This is a genomic window from Cytobacillus oceanisediminis, assembly GCF_022811925.1.
Taxonomy (GTDB): domain Bacteria; phylum Bacillota; class Bacilli; order Bacillales; family Cytobacillaceae; genus Cytobacillus; species Cytobacillus oceanisediminis_D.
In genome coordinates, this window is sequence record NZ_CP065511.1 from 4,010,280 (window position 1) to 4,032,110 (window position 21,831).

Sequence of the window (21,831 nt, forward strand, 5' to 3'; positions counted from 1 at the left end):
TCTATCTTTTATTTTTCCCTTAGAAAGATGATTTAAAGCTATATACATAAGATTAATGAAAAGATTCATTATATGCAAAAGAAACCTCTTTGCTGAAGAGGTTTCTGAATTTTTACATTCTTTTGCTCTTTACTCCACCGCTCAATTTTTTCCAGCGTTTGCGCTCTTCAGATTGGGCTCTCTTATCCTGCTTTCTGTCCAAATAAGCGAGTTCCTTGAGAAGCTTTTTATAGCTGTTAAGACGTGCCCTTGATATGCTTCCATCCTCTATTAACCTATGCACAGCGCAGCCTGGCTCATTTTCATGTGTACAGTCCCTGAATCTGCAGTTTTCAGCGGCTTGCTCAATATCTGTGAAGCTTTCAGAAAGCCCGCTTTCACTTTCCCACAGCTGAAGCTCTCTCATTCCTGGAGTATCAATTAATATGGCACCCTCAGGAAGAAGGATGAGTTCCCGATGGGTAGTTGTATGCTTTCCTTTATCATCACTTATTCTAATATCCTGGACTTTTTGCTTATCCGCGCCTAGAAGGTAATTTGTAAGAGTGGATTTCCCTACGCCTGAAGAGCCGAGTAAGGCGATTGTTTTTCCTGGCTCTAAAAACGGCTTAAGCTGGTCTATTCCCTTCTCTTCAATGACACTGATTGAGATAACAGGAACACCCATGGCAACACTATCCACCTCAGCAAGCTTACCCTCCAGATTTTCACAAAGGTCAGCCTTGGTAAGAACAATGACAGGAGTTGCCCCGCTTTCCCATGATAAAAGCAAATAACGTTCCAATCTCCTTAAGTTAAGATCCTCGTTAAGAGAATTAACCAGGAAAATAGTGTCTACATTAGCTGCTACAATTTGCTCTTCAGTATTCATCCCTGCAGTTTTCCGTGAAAATTTGCTTTTTCTTGGAAGGACTGCATGAATCGTACCTCGCTGTTCGCCCGCCCTTTCTTTGATGACAACCCAGTCACCGACAGCAGGATAATCTTCCCTTGATGATGCATCGAAAGAAAACTTCCCTGATACTTCACAAAGCATTTCCCCGTTATCTGCCCAAACGCGATACATTCTTTTATGCTCTAGTGCAACACGGCCAATTTGATACTCTTTTTCTTCATACGCTGAAAACGCCTGTTTAAAGAAGTTATTAAATCCAAATTTATTGATTGTCAATGTTTGTTCCTCCATGCTTATAGAAATTTAATTTACATATAAAAAACCATAGGCAATCAGCCCATGGTTTGATAATGCAAAGTTCAATAAGCAGTGGAAAACTAACTGGTCCGCTCGATTAAACGATCTCCATTTGGGCTGTGCCTGAATTATTTACAATGAACGTATTTGCATAAAGTTCTCTTTTCATAGCACATCACCCACTTTCGTCTATTTGTTTATATTATATGGAATATTGCACCAGAAGTAAAGCCCTTTTATTTTCTTTACTTCATTTTCCCAATGCGGCATTCACCCAGGCAATAGCATATGTTCTTGAGGCAATTCTGATTCCAGACTAATGGGTTCAAATACTCGTTAACAGAAAAAGGAATCCTTTGCGAAAGGATTCCTTTTTCTCATTTAACCGGCACAAGAAGAGTAAAACGAATATCGTCATGCTTTAAATTAAATTCATCCACTTTTACTTTCACATCACTTTTCAGCTTCATTTCCTGCAGCGACACATAAATTCGTTCTTTCTGCGGCTGGATTGTAACCCCTTCTGGAAGCTTGTAGCGGTCTTTTACCAGCTTCAGGACATGTGATACAGGGAGATTCAGCTGTCCTACAGATATAGACTTTTGCTGAAGGACTACATCCCCATTCTCCAAGGCTTCTGGTTCAAATGATAATGTCATTTGCAGATCCTGGCTGAAGAAAGGGATTGTGCCATATAAATCAACTTCATCATTCAGGAGAACTTTATAATCTATTGCCCCTGTCAGTCCTTCTTTTTCAAGATAGTGGTTAATGACTCTGTTCAAGTCTTCTTTATTGGCTTTTATGTTAAAAGGAACATAATTATCACTATTCTCGTTGATCGCTGTATAGTCTTCATCATCTGCCGGCATGCTGATAAAAATAAACAGCACAATTAAGATGAGTGCATTAATGACCAGCAGCGCAAAAAACAGCTTTTTCCATTTGCTATCTTTCAATCATCTTCTCTCCATTTCCTTCTGTTTTCCTTTTATACGGAATTTCTTTCAGAACTTCTTCTGTGAGGATTTGATGAACTCGGCCAGCTATTAATTCATAGCCTTTGTCATTTGGATGAAAATAGTCTGTATATAAAAGATTATCATCGGTATTTTCGAATATATCATCTATTTCAACAAAATACGTCCCCGGATAATCTTTTAAAATAGCCTGGCTTGTGCCATTCCAATCTCCAAGAATATCATTTATTTCCGTTATTTCGGAAAACCATTTTAAGAATGGATTATATAATCCTATTAAAACGATTTTACTATTAGGGTTTACCTCTTTAATCGCATCTAAAACCTCAATCAGATTTTGCTCATAGTTTTTCTTTTCTTTAGTAAAAGCCCTCAGCTTTAGGTTTGAAAAATTCTCACGGACAACTTTCATAACATCATTTCCGCCAATGGTTATGATAATCGCGTCTGCCTTCTTCACAACATCTTTTACTTCTTCAGTCCCTAATTTTTTCAATAATTGATCGGAACGATTGCCTCTTACTCCAAAATTATAAAAAACAGCGTCTTGAACACTTTTGTCTTTTTCCAGTGACATTTCAAGATATGGCACGTAACCTCCACGTTCAGTACTGTCTCCAACCCCCTGGGTTAAAGAGTCCCCTACTGCAGCAACAGTAAGATTTCTTGGAAAAAAGTCGAAGGGAATTTCCTCTTTAAGTGCGAGTTTAGATTCTTTTTTAGAATGAATGATTTCGCTGTTGTTTGATGAACTGCAGGAGGCGAGAAGCAGCATGATCAAAAAGATGAAGGTGAATTTTTTTATCATACTATCACCTGCCTATATAAGTCATTCATATTATAACATGTACTTTACTATTAAAAATAATTAGCTTTTGCCCGGAAGGTTTCCAGGCTTATCCGAAAAGAAAAATAGACCTTTTCCAAGGTCTATTGCAAGGCTTTAATATCATTCATTATTTCATCTAATGGAATTTCATTAAGTCCAGTATAGTATTTCATTACATTGCCGTTCTGGTCAACAAGGTAAAAATCAGTTCCATGGATAACCTGATCGCCTGTTTGCGGCTTTTTCACAATGGTTTTAAAGTATTCCATAGCATACTTCTCAATTTCCTCCTGGGCATAGCCGGTCAGAAAATGCCAATTGCTGAAATCTGCATTGTATGTTGATGCAAATTCCTTTAGTACCTCAGGTGTATCAACGTTGGGGTCAACACTGAAAGAAACAAATTCGATATTTTCAATGCCTTCCTTCTTGGCCAAATCCTGAAGCTTTTTCATATTAGCTGTCATTGGCATACATACATCTTCACAGTTTGTAAAAATAAAGTCCGCAACCCATACCTTGCCTTCAAGATCCTTTAAACCAAAATCCTTATTGTCCTGATTTGTATACTTAAAATCTGCAAGTTCCCAGTTTAACGCATCCTTTATACCGCTCTGTCCGCATGCTGAAAGGACTATTAGCATTAAAGCTGAAACGATAATAGCAAAAACTCTTTTTCTCATACATTCACCTGCTTTAATTAGTTACGATGCTAATTTTAGCAAATATTCTTGAAAGAAGAAAGAAGTTCTTGTGACAAACTTGTGAATAGAAGTTTTTGTCCTCTTTTTTAAGAAATAGCGGAATTGAGTCCAGTTACTTCTTGGAGGTATGCAGCATTTCGGATGGCATCTTCCCTGGATACATTTCCATAATCAGCAACAATCCCCACGATATTAATTTCTTCTGAGAAAAAGGCAAAGATCACCGCAATAAAATCATCTATTCCAAAGTCACTGAATAAAAGGACATTTATTTCTCTTCAACCCTACACCCCCATAATTCATTTTATTCGGGGGATAAACAAGAATGGCAAATATCTTCAATTATAGGATAGAAGTCTATAAATTTAATCAATAGCCAGCGGAATGAATATCCGGAAAACCGTTCCTTTTCCTTTTTCACTATTAACCTCAATACGCCCCTTCATCCGGTCGACAATTTGGTAGCACACCAGCAGGCCCATCCCAGTTCCCTTTTCTTTCAAAGAATAAAAAGCGGTCCCCAATCTATCCATTTCTTCCTTTGTCATACCGATTCCAGTATCAGAAATTTCAAAAACACCATATGTACCTTCATTGGATACTGAAAGCGACAAACAGCCCCCATTTTTCATGGCTTCAATGCCGTTTTTATAAATATTGATCAAAACCTGCTTTAACTCACTTGCATTCCCTTGTATCCATATTCCTTCAGATATCTCCGAAACAACAGATATATTTTTTGACATCATGGCATATGAGTTCATTAAATCAATAACACTGGCAGCAAGTTCTCCGGCATTGATTGCCTCTACTTGTTCTATATCAGGTTTGGCAAGTGATAAATAATCGTTTATGATTGTTTCCGCTCTGTCCATCTCATCAATCATAAGCTTTATGTACATTTTTTCTTCTTCGGTCATTTCTTCCTTAGCCAGAAAAATCTGGAGAAATCCTTTTACTACTGTCATTGGGTTCCTGATCTCATGTGCCACCGAAGCAGCAAGCTGGCCAATTGCGTTCATCTTTTCGGCTCTTTGAAGCTCCTTAAGAATCTTTGTCCTTTCCATGATATGCTCCATTTCCCCTATTGCTTCTTCAAAGCGATGTGAAGAGGGAAAATTCCTTTGTACTGTCCCAAATTGTTCGGAAGTGGCAGACAGCCTTTCAAAAAGGATAGCCAGCCGGGTTGTCATAAAGTTAAATCTCTCAGAAAGAATGCCTAAATCTGCTTGATTAGAAGGCTTTAACTTTACGTTAAAGTTACCGCTGCTGACTTCCTTAAAACCCGAAATAATATCATTAATTGGCTCTAATACTTTTGTAAGACCCCGCTTCAAAACAAAATATACTAAAAAGATAATGATTAAAAACAAACCTGATAAATAAAGGGCTAAATCTCTTTGAATCGATTTCAGCACAGCTGCATCAATATCTATGCATAATATGGCAATTATATTTCCTTTAGAGTCCTCTATAGGTGCAAAGGCAGAAATCCAGGTGCCAAACTGATCCTGATAAACCTCACTGGATACAGAGCTTTTTTTCTGAACTGCCTCCGTTAAACCATCTATAAATTCGTCACCTGCCGAATAAAGTGAAAATGATTCCAGACCCATTTCTTCAAAGCTTTTGGAAGTAACTAATAACTTTACCGAATTATCATCACTTTTTTCCGGTATCATCAGAGATGCATTTGAATAGGCTGCCTTTTCATTCACTAAAGAAATAAGATGATGCAGCCTTTTATATGCAGGATGGAACTGATCCTGATATTCCTTTACATTTTCAACATCTTCGTACGCTATAACAGAGCTCCAAAGAGAAGCCATGTCAGTCACTCTATCTGTAAGCTGCTTCTCCAGCTGCCGGGTTTCAACCATAAAGCTGATGCCTGCTGTAAAAACCGTGACAAAGAAAGAAATGAGGAAGGAGAATAACAGCACTTTTCTGAACAAAGGCAGATTTTTTATTTGATCCTTCATATAGCAGTCACCGATTCCTTTTATTCTAAGTAGCTATCTAACCTTTTTCGGCAAAATTCTGCTGAAATCCTCTAAAAACGCCAAAGTTTTAAAAGTGCAGGCATTTTACCTCCGGAACAAAAGCGGAAGCGCCTTGATCAGCCTGGGCGCTGGAGCTGGATGCAAATAATTTTTCATCAAAGGTATTCACATCGTTATATTTTATAAATTCCTAAACTACAAAAAAACGCATAGCCTGATTTGCCATGCGTAGGTTTTATTAATCTTCCAGATGATACATAAATCCAATTGCTCCTGGTCCCGTATGTGTACTGATAATTGGAGTTGTTTCTTCAATTTCAATTTCTTCAGCAGCATCCAGCTCTTCAATCATTCTCTTCAGTTTAGAAGCTAACTCAATGCCTTCTGCATGGACAAGGCCTACACCTTTTATTGTTTTCCCTTTGATATCCTCTGCAAATTGCTTGGCCAAATATTTGGCAACCTGGGTATGGCTTCTTACTTTGGCGACAGGTGTGTATACACCGCCTTCAAGCGAGGCAATTGGTTTTATATTCAGCAAGGACCCAATCATGGCCTTGCCTTTGCCGATTCTTCCGCCTTTCACGAGATTTTCCAAAGTATCCACTACTACAAACAATTTAGTATTACCGCGAATAGTTTCCAGCCGGCTGACAATTTCCTGTATACTTTTCCCTTCGCTGGCCATTTTTGCAGCCTCTAAAACTTGAAAAGCCAGTGCTTTGGATATATATCTGGAATCTACCACTGTAACATTTGCATGTGACATAGCAGCCGCACTTTCTGCTGACTGAACAGTACCGCTCATTCCGCCAGTCATATGAATAGAGAGAATTTCATAGCCTTGGTCACCAAACCTGTCATACACCTCTGCGAATACTCCCGCAGGAGGCTGTGAGCTTTTAGGCAACTCGTCCGCTTCTTTCATTTTTCTCATGAATTCAGATGGAGTAATATCAACCCGGTCCAAGTATGTATTTCCTTCAATGTGAATAGATAACGGGACGACTTCAATATCGAATTTTTCAATCAATTCGCTGGATAGGTCAGCTGTAGAATCTGTGACAATTTTAATTTTAGCCATTATGCTTTCACTTCCCCTGCATTAACAATTAGTTCATATTATACATTCAAGCAAAATACAAATAAAGCAATAAATATAAAGCTTGTATTTCTCCTCCTCAAGTGGCCAAAAAAATACCGGCTAGCTGCCGGCATCAATGTTGTTAAGCGTTATTTTTTAATTCTGGAGTCTTAAAAATCTCTTCATAGACGGGCCACTTTAAAACTCGCTTTAGATATTCTCTAAAAGAATGGTTCTTAAGTGTTTTTTCATTGGCGTTAGTGGCCGCAATAAAAGTTTTCAAACGGACTTGGATCATAAAATAATAAGGGCTATCTTTTGCCAATACAGGAATTTCAATAATTTTTACCTTCTGTCCAACAGCATTTTTGAACTCTAGGCTTTTAAATAGCAAAATATCAATCCTCTTTTTCACCCGTTTGTTTATATTATACCCCAAATATGGCTCGAAATGTGTCTGATTATGCTATCTGAATAATTTTTTTATGAAGATGCCTCTCCTGAATTCTCTGCTTTTTTCAGCTTTCTTTTGTAGACAATTTTTGATAAGTTGATGCTTATTTCATAAAGCAGAAGCAATGGAATAGTGACAAGAATATCAGACATGAAGTCAGGAGGTGATATAACAACCGAAATCACGACAAGGACAAAATAAGCATACTTCCTGATTTTTGTAAGCACATAAGGATTAATGATTCCAAGCGAAGTCAGGAACATGATGACTACAGGGAGTTCAAACAAAACCCCAAAAGGCAAAGTCATATTAAGCACAAAGCGAAAATATTTATCCGCAGTGAAATTGGCCTCAAACATTTCTCCACCCAATTCAACAAGAAAACTTAATACGGTGGGGAAAATGACAAAATAGCCAAAGCAAAGGCCAATAATGAACAAAATAAAAAGTGCCGGCACATAAGAAAGAGAAACCTTCCGCTCAGCTGCTGTCAGAGCAGGCTTGACAAACAGCCAAATCTGCAAAGCCAGAATGGGAATTGTCCCTGCAACGGCAATGACCGTAGCAAGCATAAAGTAAACCCAGATAATATCACTGGGGCCCAGGACAATCAATTTGACATCCAGGTCTCTTACCAGCCATTTATAAATATCCTCCACAAAAACAAAACCTGCAATAAAAAACAGGATAAATGCTGATGCCGTTATAATGAGTCTTTTTCTTAATTCATCTAGATGTTCGACTAAATTTAACTCTTTTTCTTCCATACAATTCTCCTGCTAATTTTATAAAAAGCCAGGCTTTGGCCCAGCCTGCTGTATCTTAAACCAAAACAAAAAGGCGCAAGAAGTATATCCTTACACCTTATTTAACCGTTTTTTTCTTAGAATCCTGTTCAAGTTCTTCCATTACGTCACTCGTTAGGTCACGGGTGGATTTTTTGAATTCTCTAAGTGTTTCACCAAAAGCACGGCCAATTTCCGGCAGCTTTTTTGGTCCGAATATGATTAACGCCAAAACAAGGATTAAAATTAATCCCGGAACACCAATATTTGAAAGCATATTCACATCTCCTTTAAAGTACTTCCCTTCTGAATCTAATACGATTATAGTACTTTTCAAAGGAAATGTCACAGATATCATAAAAATTCATATTTCAGTCACAAATCATAGGAAATAATATGAATCTGCCAAGTCATTCGGGTACTTATACCAGCAGATGAAAAAGGTTACTGTCTTTGTTTATCTCTTTGTATGAGAAACCTTTTTTATTCATTCTCAAAATGAGGTCACTATAGTCCTCTTTATGCTTTAACTCAATTCCAACAAGGGCTGGACCATTTTCTTTATTATTTTTCTTCGTGTACTCAAACCGTGTAATATCATCTGTTGGGCCAAGAACCTCGTCAAGAAACTCTCTTAATGCTCCCGCACGCTGAGGGAAATTCACAATAAAGTGGTAAAGCAGGCCTTCATAAAGCAAGGACCTCTCTTTTATCTCCTGCATTCGTCCAATATCATTATTGCCGCCGCTGATCACACATACGACATTCTTCCCTTTAATTTGCTCCCTGCACATATCAAGTGCGGCTATTGGCAGCGCACCGGCAGGCTCAGCCACAATCGCATGCTCATTATATAATTCAAGGATCGTCGTACACACTTTCCCTTCAGGAACCATGAAAATATCATCAACAAGCTCATTGCAGATCTCATAGGTTTTTTTACCGACACATTTTACTGCCGCTCCATCTACAAACTTATCAATTTCATCGAGAGGTGCTACTGTTTGAACCCTGATTGATTCACTCATCGATGGTGCTCCTGCCGGTTCTACTCCAATCATCTGCGTTTCCGGTGATATACTTTTTATGTAAGTGCTCAGTCCGGCCATTAATCCGCCTCCGCCAATACTCGCAAAAACAAAATCTGCAGGCTCCTCACAGTCATTAAGGATTTCAACCGCTACTGTCCCCTGTCCTGCAATCACCATTTCATCATCAAATGGGTGAATAAATGCCCTGCTTTCCGCCTCTGCACATTTAAGTGCTTCGTAATAGGAATCATCAAAAGTATCTCCTACGAGAATAATTTCCACTGAGTCCCTTCCAAACAGCTCCACTTGACTTACTTTTTGCCTCGGTGTGGTTGCCGGCATAAAAATTTTTCCCTGGACTCCAAGATGCCTGCAAGCGTATGCGACTCCCTGTGCATGGTTCCCTGCACTTGCACAGACTACACCATTTTCCAGTTCCACTGCAGTTAAAGATTTAACTTTATAGTAGGCACCTCTTAATTTAAATGAGCGGACATGCTGAAGATCTTCTCTTTTTAGATAGACATTGCACCCATACTTTTCTGATAGCCGTTCATTTTTCTGTAAAGGTGTATGGGCAACAATATCCTTTAGCTGCTGGTATGCAATCAAAATATCTTCCAACTGCACCCATTTTTTTGTCATTACCTTCTGTTCCATTTTGCCACCCTCTTCTTTACAAGTTATTAATTTGTACATTATACCATGACAAATCATGATTTCAATTGGGTTTTTTTAAAAATTTACATTTTTCGAATTATTTTAAGGATAGAAATCGCTCAAACCGACATATAATAAGCAAAAGTTAATTTATATCTCAAAGGGGTGCAGGAATGGAGTTTTCTTTATGCAGTCTGGATAGCGCTTTGCCTGTGGAAGTAACATTGGATGAAGATAACGGCCGGTATATGATTCGGAAAAGCGACACGAGCGGAGAGTACTTCAACAGTGCTGATGAATTAATACAGTGGGTAAAAACCAACTTTACAGCAGAAGAGTTTTGCGATCCCAAAGAATACCACGGAATGATTCAGAAGCTGACAGATTATTTAGTGAATCCCAATTTCTAATTTAATTTACCGCTAAAATAATGACAGAAAAAGGCCCCTGACTGAAAGGGGTCTTCTTCTTATGACGCGATCTTCTTGCCTGTAAGGCTGCTGCATATTATTTCTCTTACTTCCTGTGCAAGAAACTTTGCATCCATATCTTTAACAATCTTAGAATTCACAGGTTTACACACCCGGATTTCTATTTTAGCCGGCTTTATAAGTCTCCCATTCTTTTCAAAGACATCGGCTGTTCCTTTAATAGAAATTGGCACAATCGGAACACCTGCATCCTGTGCAAGCCGGAATCCGCCCACTTTAAAAGGCGCTACCTGCCCGCCCTTGCTTCTTGTTCCTTCCGGAAAAATCAGGAGAGAGTGCCCTTGCCTTAAAAGCAATGCAGCATCCTTTAAAGAATTGATAGCCTTGCTGCGATTGCTGCGATCAATAAAAACACAGTTCATGACTTTCATCCATGAAGAGATAATGGGTGCTTTCTTAACTTCAACTTTTGAAATAAAACCAAAAGGTTTATGAATGGATGCAAGAAGGACTGGAATATCAAAATCCCCTTCATGGTTGCAAACAATGACAACAGGTCCGCCCGGAATCAATTCCTGCCCCGTAACTTTCACTTGAGAGCCTGAGATTTTCATTATTGTCCTGGACCACTTCTGCGGCACATTATGGATAATGCGGTCGCGTTCCTCAACAGGGAGCGCGGCATTCAGTTTTCTCATGCGGGTTAGTGCAGGCAGGCTGTAAACCAAATATCCGCCCATATACAGAAAAAATATTATTAATCGAAGCATAATGACCTCCAGGTCTTGGGATGGTTTACATTATATAATAATCAGGTTCCTTTCACTATATGTTTACAGTTTAAATGATTAAAAAAGCAGCCCGCCAGAGCGAGCTGCCTTTAAGATTATTTTCTTTTATAAATGAGGAACTCAAAATCATATGGATTTTTTTCATCCCTGGTGCCCTTCTCCCTTGAAAGGAGATCCCATTCTGACATGTCTAATTCCGGAAAGTATGTGTCTCCTTCAAATTGATCATAAATCATAGTCAGATAGAGACGATCTGCTGCAGGAAGAATGGCTTTAAAAATCTCGGCACCGCCAATGACGAAGATTTCATCTTCCTTTTCACCGCTGTACTTCAGGAGCTCTTCAACCGTATTTACAACTGTGCACCCTTCACAGGAAAAGGATTCATTGCGGGTAATAACAATATTCTCTCTCCCCGGCAGAGGTCTTCCGATTGAATCCCAAGTTTTTCGTCCCATGGCAATCGGATGCCCCATAGTAGTTCTTTTAAAGAACTTTAAATCCTCAGGCAGATGCCAGGGAAGTTTATTATCCTTGCCGATCACACGATTCTCATCCATTGCCCACATTAAAGAAATCATACACTGACAACTCCTTTAATATGAGGGTGGGGATTATAGTCTTCCAGCTGGAAATCATCAAACTTAAAGCTGAAAATATCTTTCACATCCGGATTAATAATCATTTTGGGAAGCGGACGGGGATCACGGCTCAGCTGGAAGTTTACCTGGTCAATATGATTCTGGTAGATATGCACATCTCCGAAAGTATGTACGAATTCACCAGGCTCCAGATCGCACACCTGTGCAACCATCATAGTCAGTAAAGCATAGGAAGCAATATTAAACGGAACCCCGAGAAAAACATCCGCAGATCTCTGATAAAGCTGGCAGGAAAGCTTTCCATCTGCTGCATAAAACTGGAACATGCAGTGGCAAGGCGGCAAAGCCATTTTTTCTATCTCCCCAACGTTCCAGGCATTAACAATCAGACGGCGGGAATCGGGATTTGTTTTAATCTGGTCAATCAGGCTGCTAATCTGATCAACTGTATTCCCATCTGCACCTGTCCATGATCTCCATTGATGACCATAAACTGGCCCAAGATTGCCTTCCTCGTCAGCCCATTCATTCCAGATTCGCACACCATTCTCCTGAAGGTATTTTACATTTGTATCACCGTTTAAAAACCATAACAGCTCATGGATAATGGATTTCAAATGCAATTTCTTTGTTGTTACCAATGGGAAGCCTTCCTGCAGGTTAAAGCGCATCTGGTAGCCAAATGTACTTATTGTCCCTGTACCAGTGCGGTCTTCTTTCTTTGTACCATTCTCCAAAACATGCTTGCATAGATCCAAATATTGTTTCATTTCAACCCAACCTTTTTTAAATACTTAATGATATTGTACACGAATTTCCGGAAGTTTCACATCGGATAAAAACTTTAAGAAACCCCTGTTTTTTTCAACAGGGGTAAACTTAGTTTAATTTGTTAATAAAATCATAGGTTTTAGGAGCATTCACACTTAATAATTTCCTTGATTCCCCTCCTGCAAAATACATGGCAAAAGCCTCAGCGAAATATTCTTCAGGGAAGGAAAGAAAATAATTTTGACCCGGAAACAATTTAGCTTTCTCAGCTTTCCAGACAGAGAGAAACTTCTGATTAAATCGGATGCCATTGTAAACATGGCGATCAACAGAATGGGCAAGTTCATGAAGTTCCAGATTAACGGAGCCATGGCCTTTCCCCTTATCACTGTATCCTATTTTAACAAGGACTGTTTTTGCCCCGCCAATCCCCGGGACATCATCCCAGGTGGTACCCCCTGTATAGCCGCGGGGAATTACCCCTTCAAGGTGCTCGGCTGTAGGATTATCAGTAAGCTTTCCTACGAATAATTTCACCCTGATATCTTCATCCTCTATTTTGGACAGAAGGGAGGCGGGCAGATTATCCACCCGGGAAATCATTTCTGCAGCCTCTCCCTCATCAAAAGGTTCAAGAGGCAGTATAAAAATGTCGCCAAGCTGTCGTGGAGATTTTAAACTGAGAAACTCTTTAAGCTGGGAGGAGTGCCGATAATCCTTTAGTTTGATCCCGCCCATGGTAGCCTGAGAGTTCCCCAGCAGTGCAAGGGAAACCATCATGATTGTAAATGTCAGTGCCATTTTGCGCATTTTAAAAGCCCCTTCTGCTAATCTAAGATGTATAATTTACGGGCAACAGAGCTCTTTGAAGTGTCTAAGCTGCGGAACTGCCTGAATGGAGAAAAAATTTTTAACCGTTCTGTTAATCTATTAAAATTATAACATACGAATGAAGGAATTGAAGGGAACAAATGATGGGAAAATTAAATGAAAATTCAAAAGGGCCCGAGTAAATTCGGGCCCATGCCAATGGTTATCTTTATTAAGAATATGAACGCACAACATCTGATAGGCCTGGAGAAGCCGTTCCAGTGCCAACTGCAGCAAACTTCCAATCGCCTCCATGGCGATAAATCTCACCGACAATTAAACTAGTTTTTCCGCTGTAATCATCTGAAAGATTGTATTTAATCAATTCTTGATTATTTCCCGAGTTAACGACACGGATGAATGCATTCTGAATCATGCCAAAATGCTGCTTTCTTTTTACACTATCATAGATGTTTACGACAAAAACCATTTTGTGAACGTGTGCCGGCACTCTGCTTAAATCAATCATTACCTGCTCGTCGTCTCCATCTCCCGCTCCGGTAAGATTGTCCCCGGAATGCTGTACACTCCCATCACTGCTTTTTAAATTACCGAAATAAATAACATCTTTATTACTCTTAAGCTTTCCATTTTCACCAAGCATGATAACAGAAGCATCGCAGTCGATATTTGCACCGCCGCCGCCTCCGAATAAAGAGCCCAAGAGACCGCCGCCTCCGCTTTTTTGCACTGGATCCCAGCCTAATCCTACCATAATTTTAGATAATCCCGGATTTCCTTTAGTTAAGTCAACACGCTGGCCTTTTTGAAGATTTATTGCCATATCAATTCCACCTCATCAATAATTTATATTTTATTTTAAAATGAGCAGCTGCCTAACCCTGCTGCTTCATTTTTTTAAAATTGTCCTGCAGCTGTTCCAGTCTCCTGGTTCCTTCTTCACGTAAACGCTTGTTTTCTTCTTCTATTGATTTTGTCTCCTGCATACCTTTCATGATGATATTCCAGGATTCCTCAATAGTTTCTATCTTAATGCTCGGGCCGCCTGCCAATCTTGCGATATCAGCACTTTGATTAGAAATATTCTGGGCATTGCGCACAAGCATTTCATTTGTCCGTCTGTCCAGCTCGCTCATTGAATCTGCAACAAGCTTTTGTCTCTTTGCTGCCATTGCCTGAATCAGGCCATTCTTAAAAATTGGAATAGTGGTAACGAATGCAGAATTAATCTTCCCGATAAGCTTGGTATTGCCTCGCTGCAGCAGCCGGATTTGCGGTGCAGTCTGAAGGGCAACCATTTTAGCCATTTCAAGATCATAGACTCTTTGCTCCAGCAATTCGATGGCATTTCTTAACGTATCCAGCTGCATCGAAGCCATTTGATCCCCCTGAGCCGCCCGTGCTTCCAGCTGTGGAAGCTGATTGGCTTTTAAATCGTCGGCTTTAAGCTGTCCTGCCACAGCATATTTTTCCAGAGTCAGATAGTACTGATAATTTTGCTCATACATTTGTTCAAGCATGGTTGTGGAATCAACCATTTCACTTTGGTATTTGGATATTTCAACATAAACTTTATCAATTTCCGCGCCCATTGTCTGGTATTTTCCGAAAAGCTTTTCAATCATCTTTTCTCCCCGCTTGAAAAGCTTGCCAAAGATCCCTTTTGATCCTTGCTCGAAATCCTTCTTGTCAAATTTGTCCATAATTCTGCCGAGCTGTTTTAAAAGTTCACCTGAATCTTCAACCTTCGTTGTTCTCATGTTGCCCAGTATCTGATCGGAAAAGCGGGATATCTGGACAGCAGGCTCTTTACCGAATTCAAGTATTTGAATTTGGTCCCTCTCATCAATGGACCTGGCCAAGTTTTGGACCTCAGGCTCCTGCCTTAAAGCAAGCTTAATTTCTGATACCTTATTTTCGGTTAATTTATCATCCTGCACCTGGGTTGTTAAGTTCAAATCTGTTGCTTTAGTCGGATTCATTTTCAATCACCCTTTAAATTTTTTAAAAATCCTTGAAAGAGAACCTTCTTTAGAAAGGATGGCTCCTTAAATTCCTGTTCAAAAACAACATCCTCAAGCCAATGGACATCATATAAAACTTCCTCAATGAAGTTTTCAATGTCGTTATGGCCCGGCGGATTATACAGTACAATATCCAGTCCAAACTGATTAAGCAGCAAAAGAAGAGCGGCATCTGATCTTACCATCGTCCCGTTCAGCTCGTTGTTATAGAGGATAATTTTAGGTACGTCCTGCGAGTAATCAAATTGCTGCATTAATTTTAGAATGCTCGGCGGAATTTGCAGGCTTTGGCTAAATAGATAAATTTTCAATTCCTCTTCCGATTCACTGGAAAGCGGCTTTAATTGCGGACGTTCACACATATTCCTAATGGCCATTGCAATTCCATTTTGCAGGCCGCCAGGAAGCTGCTGATACCTCCAATAGTGCCCTGCAATGATTTTTTCAGGGTCAAGCTTCCCCTCCCTGTCCAGTGCGTTGCGATAATGGAACCGAAAATCATTGTTGACGCTATTTGTAAAAGGAAATCTCCTTATCAGCAGACTTTCATCATACTGGCTGATTGTTTGTATTCGATCCCAGTATTCCTTGCGGTTTCTGCTTACACCCTGGATCTTTGAAAATACGGAAGGTATCATAACCCTTCCATCTTTCACCTCGAAGTTTGGGCGGATCATGGCTTTCTCTTTGATTAAAATAAAGAGTTCATCATAAGTGGTTTTCAAAGTCACAGAGGAAGGTGTATAATCCCGCAGCTGCCAGGGTTTATAAAGTCCTGAACCCTCATGGTTAAGAATAGTTTCGATTTCCCTGGATGCCCTATAGGCAACTGTAGCACTCCTTCTTCTCTTTTCTTGGGGAAAAGGCTCTGGCTTTTTCTTTTCAGGGTAATGATGAACAAAAGACTCCTGAACCAACGGCCCCATTTTCGCCGGAAGATCTTCCCCTGAAGGAGAAAAATAAAGAATATCGCACCCGATTTGAATTAAGTAGTACAAAAAATAAAAATGACTCTTTTTCCCATTACCGTACCATAGGATTTTTGGCATGGCCATTTTGGGATCAATATCTTTAAGTTCTGTGCCCAAATGATTAGTGGACCACTTAATCACATCTACAAGCACTCTTCGGATATCCTGGTTTTTTAATCCGGCTGGTTCATGTTCAGAAAAAAGTTTCAGCATACTGATCATCGCTTCTCTTATCTTCCTGTGCATAGAAGGTGAGGATGATTTAAGCAGCAGCTGTTCCCCATCTAGGAAGGCAGCAAAGCGGTTTATGGATAAATCCTGTTCCCGGTTAATGTTCAGGACTTTTTGTATCGCCTGAAACTGCTGATTATTAATGGTTTTATCCAGATGTTCTTCACTCAAAAGAAGAAGCCCTGCATTCTCTGTGTGAATAAGATCAAAAAGACGATTATAATATTCATCTTCATCGAGCGGAACTCCAAGAAACCTGGCCACAATCTGGCCAATATGCAAAGTTTGCTGTTCCTCTCTGTAACTATCACGCTCGTGATTAGGCTTTGTTAAGTGTGAGGTCCAATTCTCATGTGTAACCTTTAAGATGTGAGTTTTGATTTGACTGTACGACAAGTTCAATTTATATCCCTTCCCTCTATGAGCGAAAGATGCATTCTTATCATTTCATTCAAAAATGGCGTTTCAGTTCCCGGATAATGACACCGGAAAAAAATAGGTAAACTTATTACCATCATATCATAGGAATACAGCCTTTTTCTAAAATGGTTTACTTTCTTTACGATTTAACAGGAAGAAAGTTTCAGTTCAGCAGTATTTTTCATAGCTGAATAACCTCAAATGAATTTTTTCACCATTATTCCTGTCCCCGCATAAATTGGAGTACTCTGTGAAGGAAGGTGAATCTGTATGAGGCTGTTATTTCGAAGAGTGAGATATCAGGGGATTGATCATGATCTGGATATAATCAGGAGTATTTTATGTTCCAGTTCTTTTGTGTTTATTGACATCTTTTTCTGGTCATTAACCCTTGCTATTTTCACCTTTGCCATACACCAATCTATTGCCATCAGCAGTTTAACTTTTATAGGGAGCTATACTTCTAGTTTCTTTTTATTCATGCTTCTAAAAAAATGGCTGAGGGACCAGCCGGACTAAACTCTCTCTTTAATATTATTTAAAATATCATTTAGAATTTCTTCCCCGGCTGCTGCCCCTATTTTATTTGAAATCGAGTAAGGATGTGAGAGGGCTGGATTAGCTGCCAGCTCACCATGGTTTGGGACGTATGGAAAATCGCAGAACTTTAAGAAATCATGGTCCAGAACTGAATCACCTGCTCCAAAAACAATATTTATTCCTTCCCGATTCTTAATAAATTTTACCGCCTCGCCTTTACAGATGGGATTTGGCATAAAATACAGTTTTCTCCCCTGAAGGGATATTCTCCAACCATAAGACTCAGCCAGCCTTACTATTTCCTCTTTGGCTGCTGTTGTTATTTGTTCATCCAGAATATAATAAAAGAAAAGATTTTCAGCCGTTTTTATTTTTCCGTTCAGTTCCAGGCATTGTGATCTGTCCATCATTTCCTCAAGCAATGCACACTCTGCCTTTAGACGCTTTCGGACTACGCCGGACCACTCCTCAAGAGGTTTTCCATGATAATGGATATTTGCGCCATTCGATGTGATAGTGTACGGAATGTTAAGGTCATCCTGAAAAATGAAAATACGCTTATATTGTTCGTATGTTCTCGTTGTAACAGGCACAAAAAGAATGTGAGCGGATACCTCTTTCAGCATCTTGAGCGCCTCGCTTGTCATAAAGGCCACTTCCCTGCCATCTTTACGCTCAACACCTATTAAATTTTCTTCTCCTGTCTGTCCAAAATCAGCTAGTGCTTTATTTGAGTAGATCAATGTCCTGTCCAAATCCGAAGCAAACATCCTCATTATTCTTCTCCCGTCTTTTTAATTAATCCACAGCATGTGTAGCTCATATCAGGAAAATGAATAATCTCGACATTCCGCTCCTTGGCCAGCATGACAATATGGCGAACATATGGGCTTTCCGGGTCTTTTATCAGGATTTTCCATGGAAGCCTCCTCAGAAGAACCCTGGTGGTTTCTCCGACTCCCGGCTTTACAAAGTTTATAGATTCAATTTTAAATTCCTCTTGTATTCTCTGAACTTCTTCCATGCCTTTAAAATTTGCTTCCCCCGGGTTTTCCATAATCTCGGCCGCAAGTTCAGCTGCTTCCTGTTTAATAGCCGAGAACTCCTCGGTAATCGCTGAGAGATAATGGTTTGAAACATCTGCTTCCTCCAGCTCAAAATAATATTTGGCGCCATGGAAATCTTCCGGACCAATTAAGGATTCATTTAATACTGTTCTGCTGACCAATCCTGAAACAGTAGAATTGAGGCAGGCACTTGGAATCAGAAAGTCTTCTCTTGTTCCATAAAGTGTTGTGCAAAATCCTGGATCCGCAAGAACGGCCAAAGTGTCATCGAGAAGAACACCATAAAGTTCATGGAATTGTCTGCAGGCCTTGGTTAATTCAACAGAAATAGCCCCTTTGCCTGTCCATCCATCCACAAACTGAATATTGCAGCCAGGATGTGAGGTTAAGATATGCTTTATCGCATTTTCGTCAATCCCCCGGTCCCTGATAATGGAAATGCTGTAATGCGGCAATCTTACTCCATATACTTCATAAAGATACCGTTTTATCAGAATACCGACAGGCGTCCCAGCTCTGGCCAGGGAAACTAAAACCGTATTTTTTCCTTTTTGCTTCCAAATTTGTTCAGAAACCACTCCTGTGGACAATGCTGTTTTTCGTTTGTATTCATCAAGTGTTTCCCAAAACAGGGAAAGGTAATTTTCAGGAGGCTGGTATTCAATAGGAAGTGTTTCACTATAATGCTGACCGGACTGAATGTTTTTTTCCCTTTGCTCAACGGATCCTTCAAGTGAATATCCGCTTAAATCCTTCAGTAAAAATACAACGTCATCTTTACTATATGAACCAAATTTATCTGCAATTCTATTCATTTCTTTCACCCCCATTAAAGTAAACTATTTTTATATTCTTTATATATTTCTTTAATTGATTGATAAAAGGCATAAGTGAATCTTTTTCCGGCTCTCTTTCGAAAAACAGGAATACTTCTTCATAATAGTCCTCTGGAATGTTATAAACAAATTGCGCCATTTCAGAGTCTTCAGGGTTTTGAAAGGAAATGCCGTAGTTGGCTCCATAGTCATTCTCATTTCTTACAAAGATGGGACTGCGTGTTGTTGAGTGGAATTTTACGCCTTCCCCCATTAATGAGGCAAGTTTCATAGGGATATACATAAACTCCCCGGTTCCAAGACATAACGTATTCCTGCCATCCCGTTTTCGGGATAGGTATTGGCCGATCTCAGCTAATGACACACTTAATCTGGCTTGGCGTTTTGCATCCAGCCCGAAACGGCCAGAATCTTTTAAATAAGGAATAGTTCTGATTTCACCGCTTAGAGCAGCAGAAGGCTCATTCATCCGGCTTAATAGTTCAGGGAATTCATTATTTATACGAATATAAGAAATTAGCGCATCATTTCCTTTCAGTTCATCCGATGACTGACTTTCATGCACTTCAGGGGAACCCTTAACGTCGATCTCCCCTTTTAGAAGAGACACACTGTGAATAATAATGCCCAATTCTTTTTCGAGATCATCAAACAGAATCTGGTTTTTTAGGGAACGCCAATCCAGAATGGAGACGACTGTATAAATCTTTCTGGGAAAGCGTTCATGAATGGATCGGATGATATTAATAGCTGTTTTTCCTGTTGTCATTTCATCATCAACAAGAATGATCTCTCTCTTATTATCCAAAAGGCTTTCATCTGTGTAGCATCTGTGGGAAGTAGCATGGGAATGTTCTTCTTCAAATGTTATAACAGAATTCCTATCAATCAGCTGCTCTCTTGTTGTGTGAAAGTAATCTGCACGTTTAAACGATTGAAAGAAAGCATGTCCAAGTGCCGTTGCTGTTTCGGCAAATCCGATAATGACAGGGTTATGGTCTTCGTGAATAAAAGGACTGCTGTTCATGATGCCTGAGCCGTTTTTAAAAGCAGATAGAATCTCTGCGGCCTTTCCTGTCTCCACTTTCTTCACCTTTTCCATATAACGGCTGGCAAGCAGTTCCCCTGTCAGGAGTCCGATTTGCGGATTAATCGGAATATGTTTCCCGAGTACTTTGCTGACAAATAAAAAGGATCTTTTTTTATTTATTCTTGCGGCCATGACAAACAAATCTTCAGGCGCCAGCTCATAAGGGTTATCGGTTATCTGTATATCAACGGTTAACGAGTTGAGTATCTGAATTGAATGTTTCGTTTTTGAGTAGGTCAATGTATGTGATCTCATCCTGCAGCACCCCGTATACTTCTGATTTTAATAATATTTTTCTAGCCCAATATAAATGGGGTTTAATCTCATTCATTTTGTTTTGGTAATCGCTTTTCATAACCCCTATTTTTCCGCCGGCCTGACCGGCGATGCTCTGTGCATCCAAATACTCTTCAAGGGTTACAGTATTCAATGCCTGTACTGGCCTAATATGGGTTGGATGGATAATGGTTTTTCCAGTTAAGCCATTTGAAATATCCATCGCAATTTCTCTTATTAATCCGTCCATATGCCGATCAATCAAGTCCGTTCTCATTTTGAGCCCATCCTGCCCAAGACGTTCCCTGAATGGCGTCTGCCTAATTTGAGGCTTTAGAAGACGCTCCTTTGAGGAGAAATATTCCCATACCGGGCCTGAGATGACATATGGCTGATCGGAACGCAAAAATATATTAATGATATCTGAGATACAATCTCTAATTACAGCAATATCGTATACGGTCGTATCTGAATTTCTTCTTATTCCGTACAAGCCGCTAAAATCCGTGGCTCCAATTCTCACATTCAGAATCAAATCAAAATTTTGGTCCAGCACTTTCTTAATGCCGATTAACTCCTCAAGCCTTGTTTCTTTTTGAATGATTTCTTTAGTTTCCAGAATCGGCATGGCATATAAACAATAACCATGAGAATTAAGCTCTTTAATTTCTGTTAAAATTTTGCATCCTTCAGCCGGTGAAAACTTAGGCAGAACAAAACCAGTCAGGAGATGCATTCCATTCGGAATTCTGCTCTTGAGTCTCATAAGCTGATCATAGCTTCTGATTCGCACGAAGATCAAAGGGAGATCTTCTTCTTCACAAAGACCCTTCACAAGGTCCGAGCTCAAATTTTCCAATTCCAAACAAAGCCGATCTTCTGCCATTTCCACTTCATCATCACCAATTGCATCTTCAAGGCATATGACCATGGATGAAAGGCCTGCATGCTTTTTTGAGAGCAGATCCTGGTGCATATTAGGCCTTGTCGCCGGCATATATAAAGTTGCTCCAAGTGCGTATGCTAATAGCTCCCTGTCGGATCTCTTGTTAAAATAGCCTGGCTTTTTATAAAACATCTTATTTATTTTTTCATCCGGAAGATCGGAAAATAGTCTCATTTATTCAGCTCCATTCCTTCACTAAAATACTAACATCTTCCTTTTTTACCCAAAAAAGATAAAAATAAAAGGGAGCGGACAATTGTCTGTTCCCTTCTTAACTCAATA

General features: G+C 39.6%; 23 protein-coding genes and 1 pseudogene. 2 read left to right on the top strand and 22 right to left on the bottom strand.

Going from position 1 to position 21,831, the window contains the following annotated elements:
- Positions 1–112: 112 nt before the first annotated feature.
- The 11 genes and pseudogenes from rsgA to ilvA all read right to left on the bottom strand — a co-directional run bounded on the left by rsgA (position 113) and on the right by ilvA (position 9,722).
- Positions 113–1,171 carry a ribosome small subunit-dependent GTPase A gene (rsgA, locus tag IRB79_RS20060; protein ID WP_243504409.1) on the bottom strand — a complete coding sequence of 353 codons (1,059 nt, stop codon included), beginning with the start codon at positions 1,169–1,171 and terminating at the stop codon, positions 113–115.
- Between the two features lie 398 nt (positions 1,172–1,569).
- Positions 1,570–2,151, bottom strand: a complete 582-nt coding sequence (locus tag IRB79_RS20065) for a YpmS family protein (protein ID WP_243504411.1) — start codon at positions 2,149–2,151, stop codon at positions 1,570–1,572.
- Positions 2,141–2,980 (bottom strand): SGNH/GDSL hydrolase family protein, encoded by an 840-nt coding sequence (locus tag IRB79_RS20070; protein WP_243504413.1) that lies wholly within the window; start codon positions 2,978–2,980, stop codon positions 2,141–2,143. The genes IRB79_RS20065 and IRB79_RS20070 overlap by 11 nt, the downstream gene beginning before the upstream one ends.
- Before the next feature lie 122 nt (positions 2,981–3,102).
- Entirely contained in the window at positions 3,103–3,684 is a 582-nt protein-coding gene (locus tag IRB79_RS20075) for an SCO family protein (protein ID WP_243504414.1), read from the bottom strand.
- 128 nt (positions 3,685–3,812) lie between these two features.
- Positions 3,813–3,977: pseudogene (locus IRB79_RS20080) on the bottom strand (nucleoside hydrolase); the annotation flags it as partial.
- Between the two features lie 93 nt (positions 3,978–4,070).
- Entirely contained in the window at positions 4,071–5,687 is a 1,617-nt protein-coding gene (locus IRB79_RS20085) for a sensor histidine kinase (protein ID WP_243504416.1), read from the bottom strand.
- A gap of 259 nt (positions 5,688–5,946) precedes the next feature.
- Positions 5,947–6,792, bottom strand: a complete 846-nt coding sequence (locus tag IRB79_RS20090; protein WP_243504417.1) for a DegV family protein — start codon at positions 6,790–6,792, stop codon at positions 5,947–5,949.
- A 142-nt stretch (positions 6,793–6,934) separates the two neighbouring features.
- The gene (locus tag IRB79_RS20095; RefSeq protein WP_019379714.1) at positions 6,935–7,186 is read right to left on the bottom strand and encodes a DUF2535 family protein; all 252 of its coding nucleotides are present in this window, start codon (positions 7,184–7,186) and stop codon (positions 6,935–6,937) included.
- Between the two features lie 89 nt (positions 7,187–7,275).
- On the bottom strand, positions 7,276–8,013 hold the full coding sequence (gene tatC / locus IRB79_RS20100) for a twin-arginine translocase subunit TatC (protein WP_243504419.1): 738 nt from the start codon (positions 8,011–8,013) through the stop codon (positions 7,276–7,278).
- A gap of 97 nt (positions 8,014–8,110) precedes the next feature.
- Positions 8,111–8,308: a twin-arginine translocase TatA/TatE family subunit gene (locus tag IRB79_RS20105; protein WP_206837967.1), complete on the bottom strand. Its 198-nt coding sequence runs from the start codon at positions 8,306–8,308 to the stop codon at positions 8,111–8,113.
- 145 nt (positions 8,309–8,453) lie between these two features.
- Positions 8,454–9,722, bottom strand: a complete 1,269-nt coding sequence (ilvA, locus tag IRB79_RS20110; protein ID WP_243504422.1) for a threonine ammonia-lyase IlvA — start codon at positions 9,720–9,722, stop codon at positions 8,454–8,456.
- Between the two features lie 173 nt (positions 9,723–9,895).
- Here ilvA and IRB79_RS20115 point away from each other — a divergent pair, with 173 nt between their 5' ends.
- The gene (locus IRB79_RS20115) at positions 9,896–10,132 is read left to right on the top strand and encodes a hypothetical protein (protein WP_206837973.1); all 237 of its coding nucleotides are present in this window, start codon (positions 9,896–9,898) and stop codon (positions 10,130–10,132) included.
- Between the two features lie 59 nt (positions 10,133–10,191).
- Here IRB79_RS20115 and IRB79_RS20120 read toward each other — a convergent pair whose 3' ends face one another.
- The 7 genes from IRB79_RS20120 to IRB79_RS20150 all read right to left on the bottom strand — a co-directional run bounded on the left by IRB79_RS20120 (position 10,192) and on the right by IRB79_RS20150 (position 16,770).
- Positions 10,192–10,923, bottom strand: coding sequence for a lysophospholipid acyltransferase family protein (locus IRB79_RS20120; RefSeq protein ID WP_243504425.1), 732 nt, complete (start codon positions 10,921–10,923; stop codon positions 10,192–10,194).
- Positions 10,924–11,039: 116 nt separating this feature from the next.
- Positions 11,040–11,525: a dihydrofolate reductase gene (locus IRB79_RS20125; RefSeq protein WP_243504428.1), complete on the bottom strand. Its 486-nt coding sequence runs from the start codon at positions 11,523–11,525 to the stop codon at positions 11,040–11,042.
- Positions 11,522–12,316, bottom strand: coding sequence for a thymidylate synthase (locus tag IRB79_RS20130; RefSeq protein ID WP_243504430.1), 795 nt, complete (start codon positions 12,314–12,316; stop codon positions 11,522–11,524). The genes IRB79_RS20125 and IRB79_RS20130 overlap by 4 nt, the downstream gene beginning before the upstream one ends.
- Positions 12,317–12,425: 109 nt before the next feature.
- Complete coding sequence (locus tag IRB79_RS20135; protein WP_243504433.1) at positions 12,426–13,127, bottom strand: anthrax toxin lethal factor-related metalloendopeptidase; 702 nt, start codon at positions 13,125–13,127, stop codon at positions 12,426–12,428.
- Positions 13,128–13,359: 232 nt separating this feature from the next.
- Complete coding sequence (locus tag IRB79_RS20140; protein WP_243504436.1) at positions 13,360–13,971, bottom strand: TerD family protein; 612 nt, start codon at positions 13,969–13,971, stop codon at positions 13,360–13,362.
- 52 nt (positions 13,972–14,023) lie between these two features.
- Positions 14,024–15,130: a toxic anion resistance protein gene (locus IRB79_RS20145; RefSeq protein ID WP_243504438.1), complete on the bottom strand. Its 1,107-nt coding sequence runs from the start codon at positions 15,128–15,130 to the stop codon at positions 14,024–14,026.
- A gap of 2 nt (positions 15,131–15,132) precedes the next feature.
- Complete coding sequence (locus tag IRB79_RS20150) at positions 15,133–16,770, bottom strand: YceG family protein (protein WP_243509569.1); 1,638 nt, start codon at positions 16,768–16,770, stop codon at positions 15,133–15,135.
- 294 nt (positions 16,771–17,064) lie between these two features.
- Between IRB79_RS20150 and IRB79_RS20155 the strand changes: the two genes are divergently transcribed.
- Positions 17,065–17,313: a hypothetical protein gene (locus tag IRB79_RS20155; RefSeq protein ID WP_243504439.1), complete on the top strand. Its 249-nt coding sequence runs from the start codon at positions 17,065–17,067 to the stop codon at positions 17,311–17,313.
- Here IRB79_RS20155 and IRB79_RS20160 read toward each other — a convergent pair.
- The 4 genes from IRB79_RS20160 to IRB79_RS20175 are packed head-to-tail and all read right to left on the bottom strand — an operon-like array spanning position 17,310 to position 21,723.
- Positions 17,310–18,110, bottom strand: coding sequence for an HAD family hydrolase (locus IRB79_RS20160; RefSeq protein WP_243504441.1), 801 nt, complete (start codon positions 18,108–18,110; stop codon positions 17,310–17,312). The two genes, IRB79_RS20155 and IRB79_RS20160, sit on opposite strands and share 4 nt — an antisense overlap.
- Positions 18,110–19,216 (bottom strand): cysteine protease StiP family protein, encoded by a 1,107-nt coding sequence (locus tag IRB79_RS20165; RefSeq protein ID WP_243504442.1) that lies wholly within the window; start codon positions 19,214–19,216, stop codon positions 18,110–18,112. Before IRB79_RS20165 ends, IRB79_RS20160 begins: the two co-directional genes overlap by 1 nt.
- Positions 19,209–20,582: a phosphoribosyltransferase family protein gene (locus IRB79_RS20170; protein WP_243504444.1), complete on the bottom strand. Its 1,374-nt coding sequence runs from the start codon at positions 20,580–20,582 to the stop codon at positions 19,209–19,211. The genes IRB79_RS20165 and IRB79_RS20170 overlap by 8 nt, the downstream gene beginning before the upstream one ends.
- A complete protein-coding gene (locus IRB79_RS20175; protein WP_243504446.1) occupies positions 20,512–21,723 on the bottom strand; it encodes an HpcH/HpaI aldolase/citrate lyase family protein in 1,212 nt (403 codons plus the stop codon). Before IRB79_RS20175 ends, IRB79_RS20170 begins: the two co-directional genes overlap by 71 nt.
- Positions 21,724–21,831 lie beyond the last annotated feature (108 nt).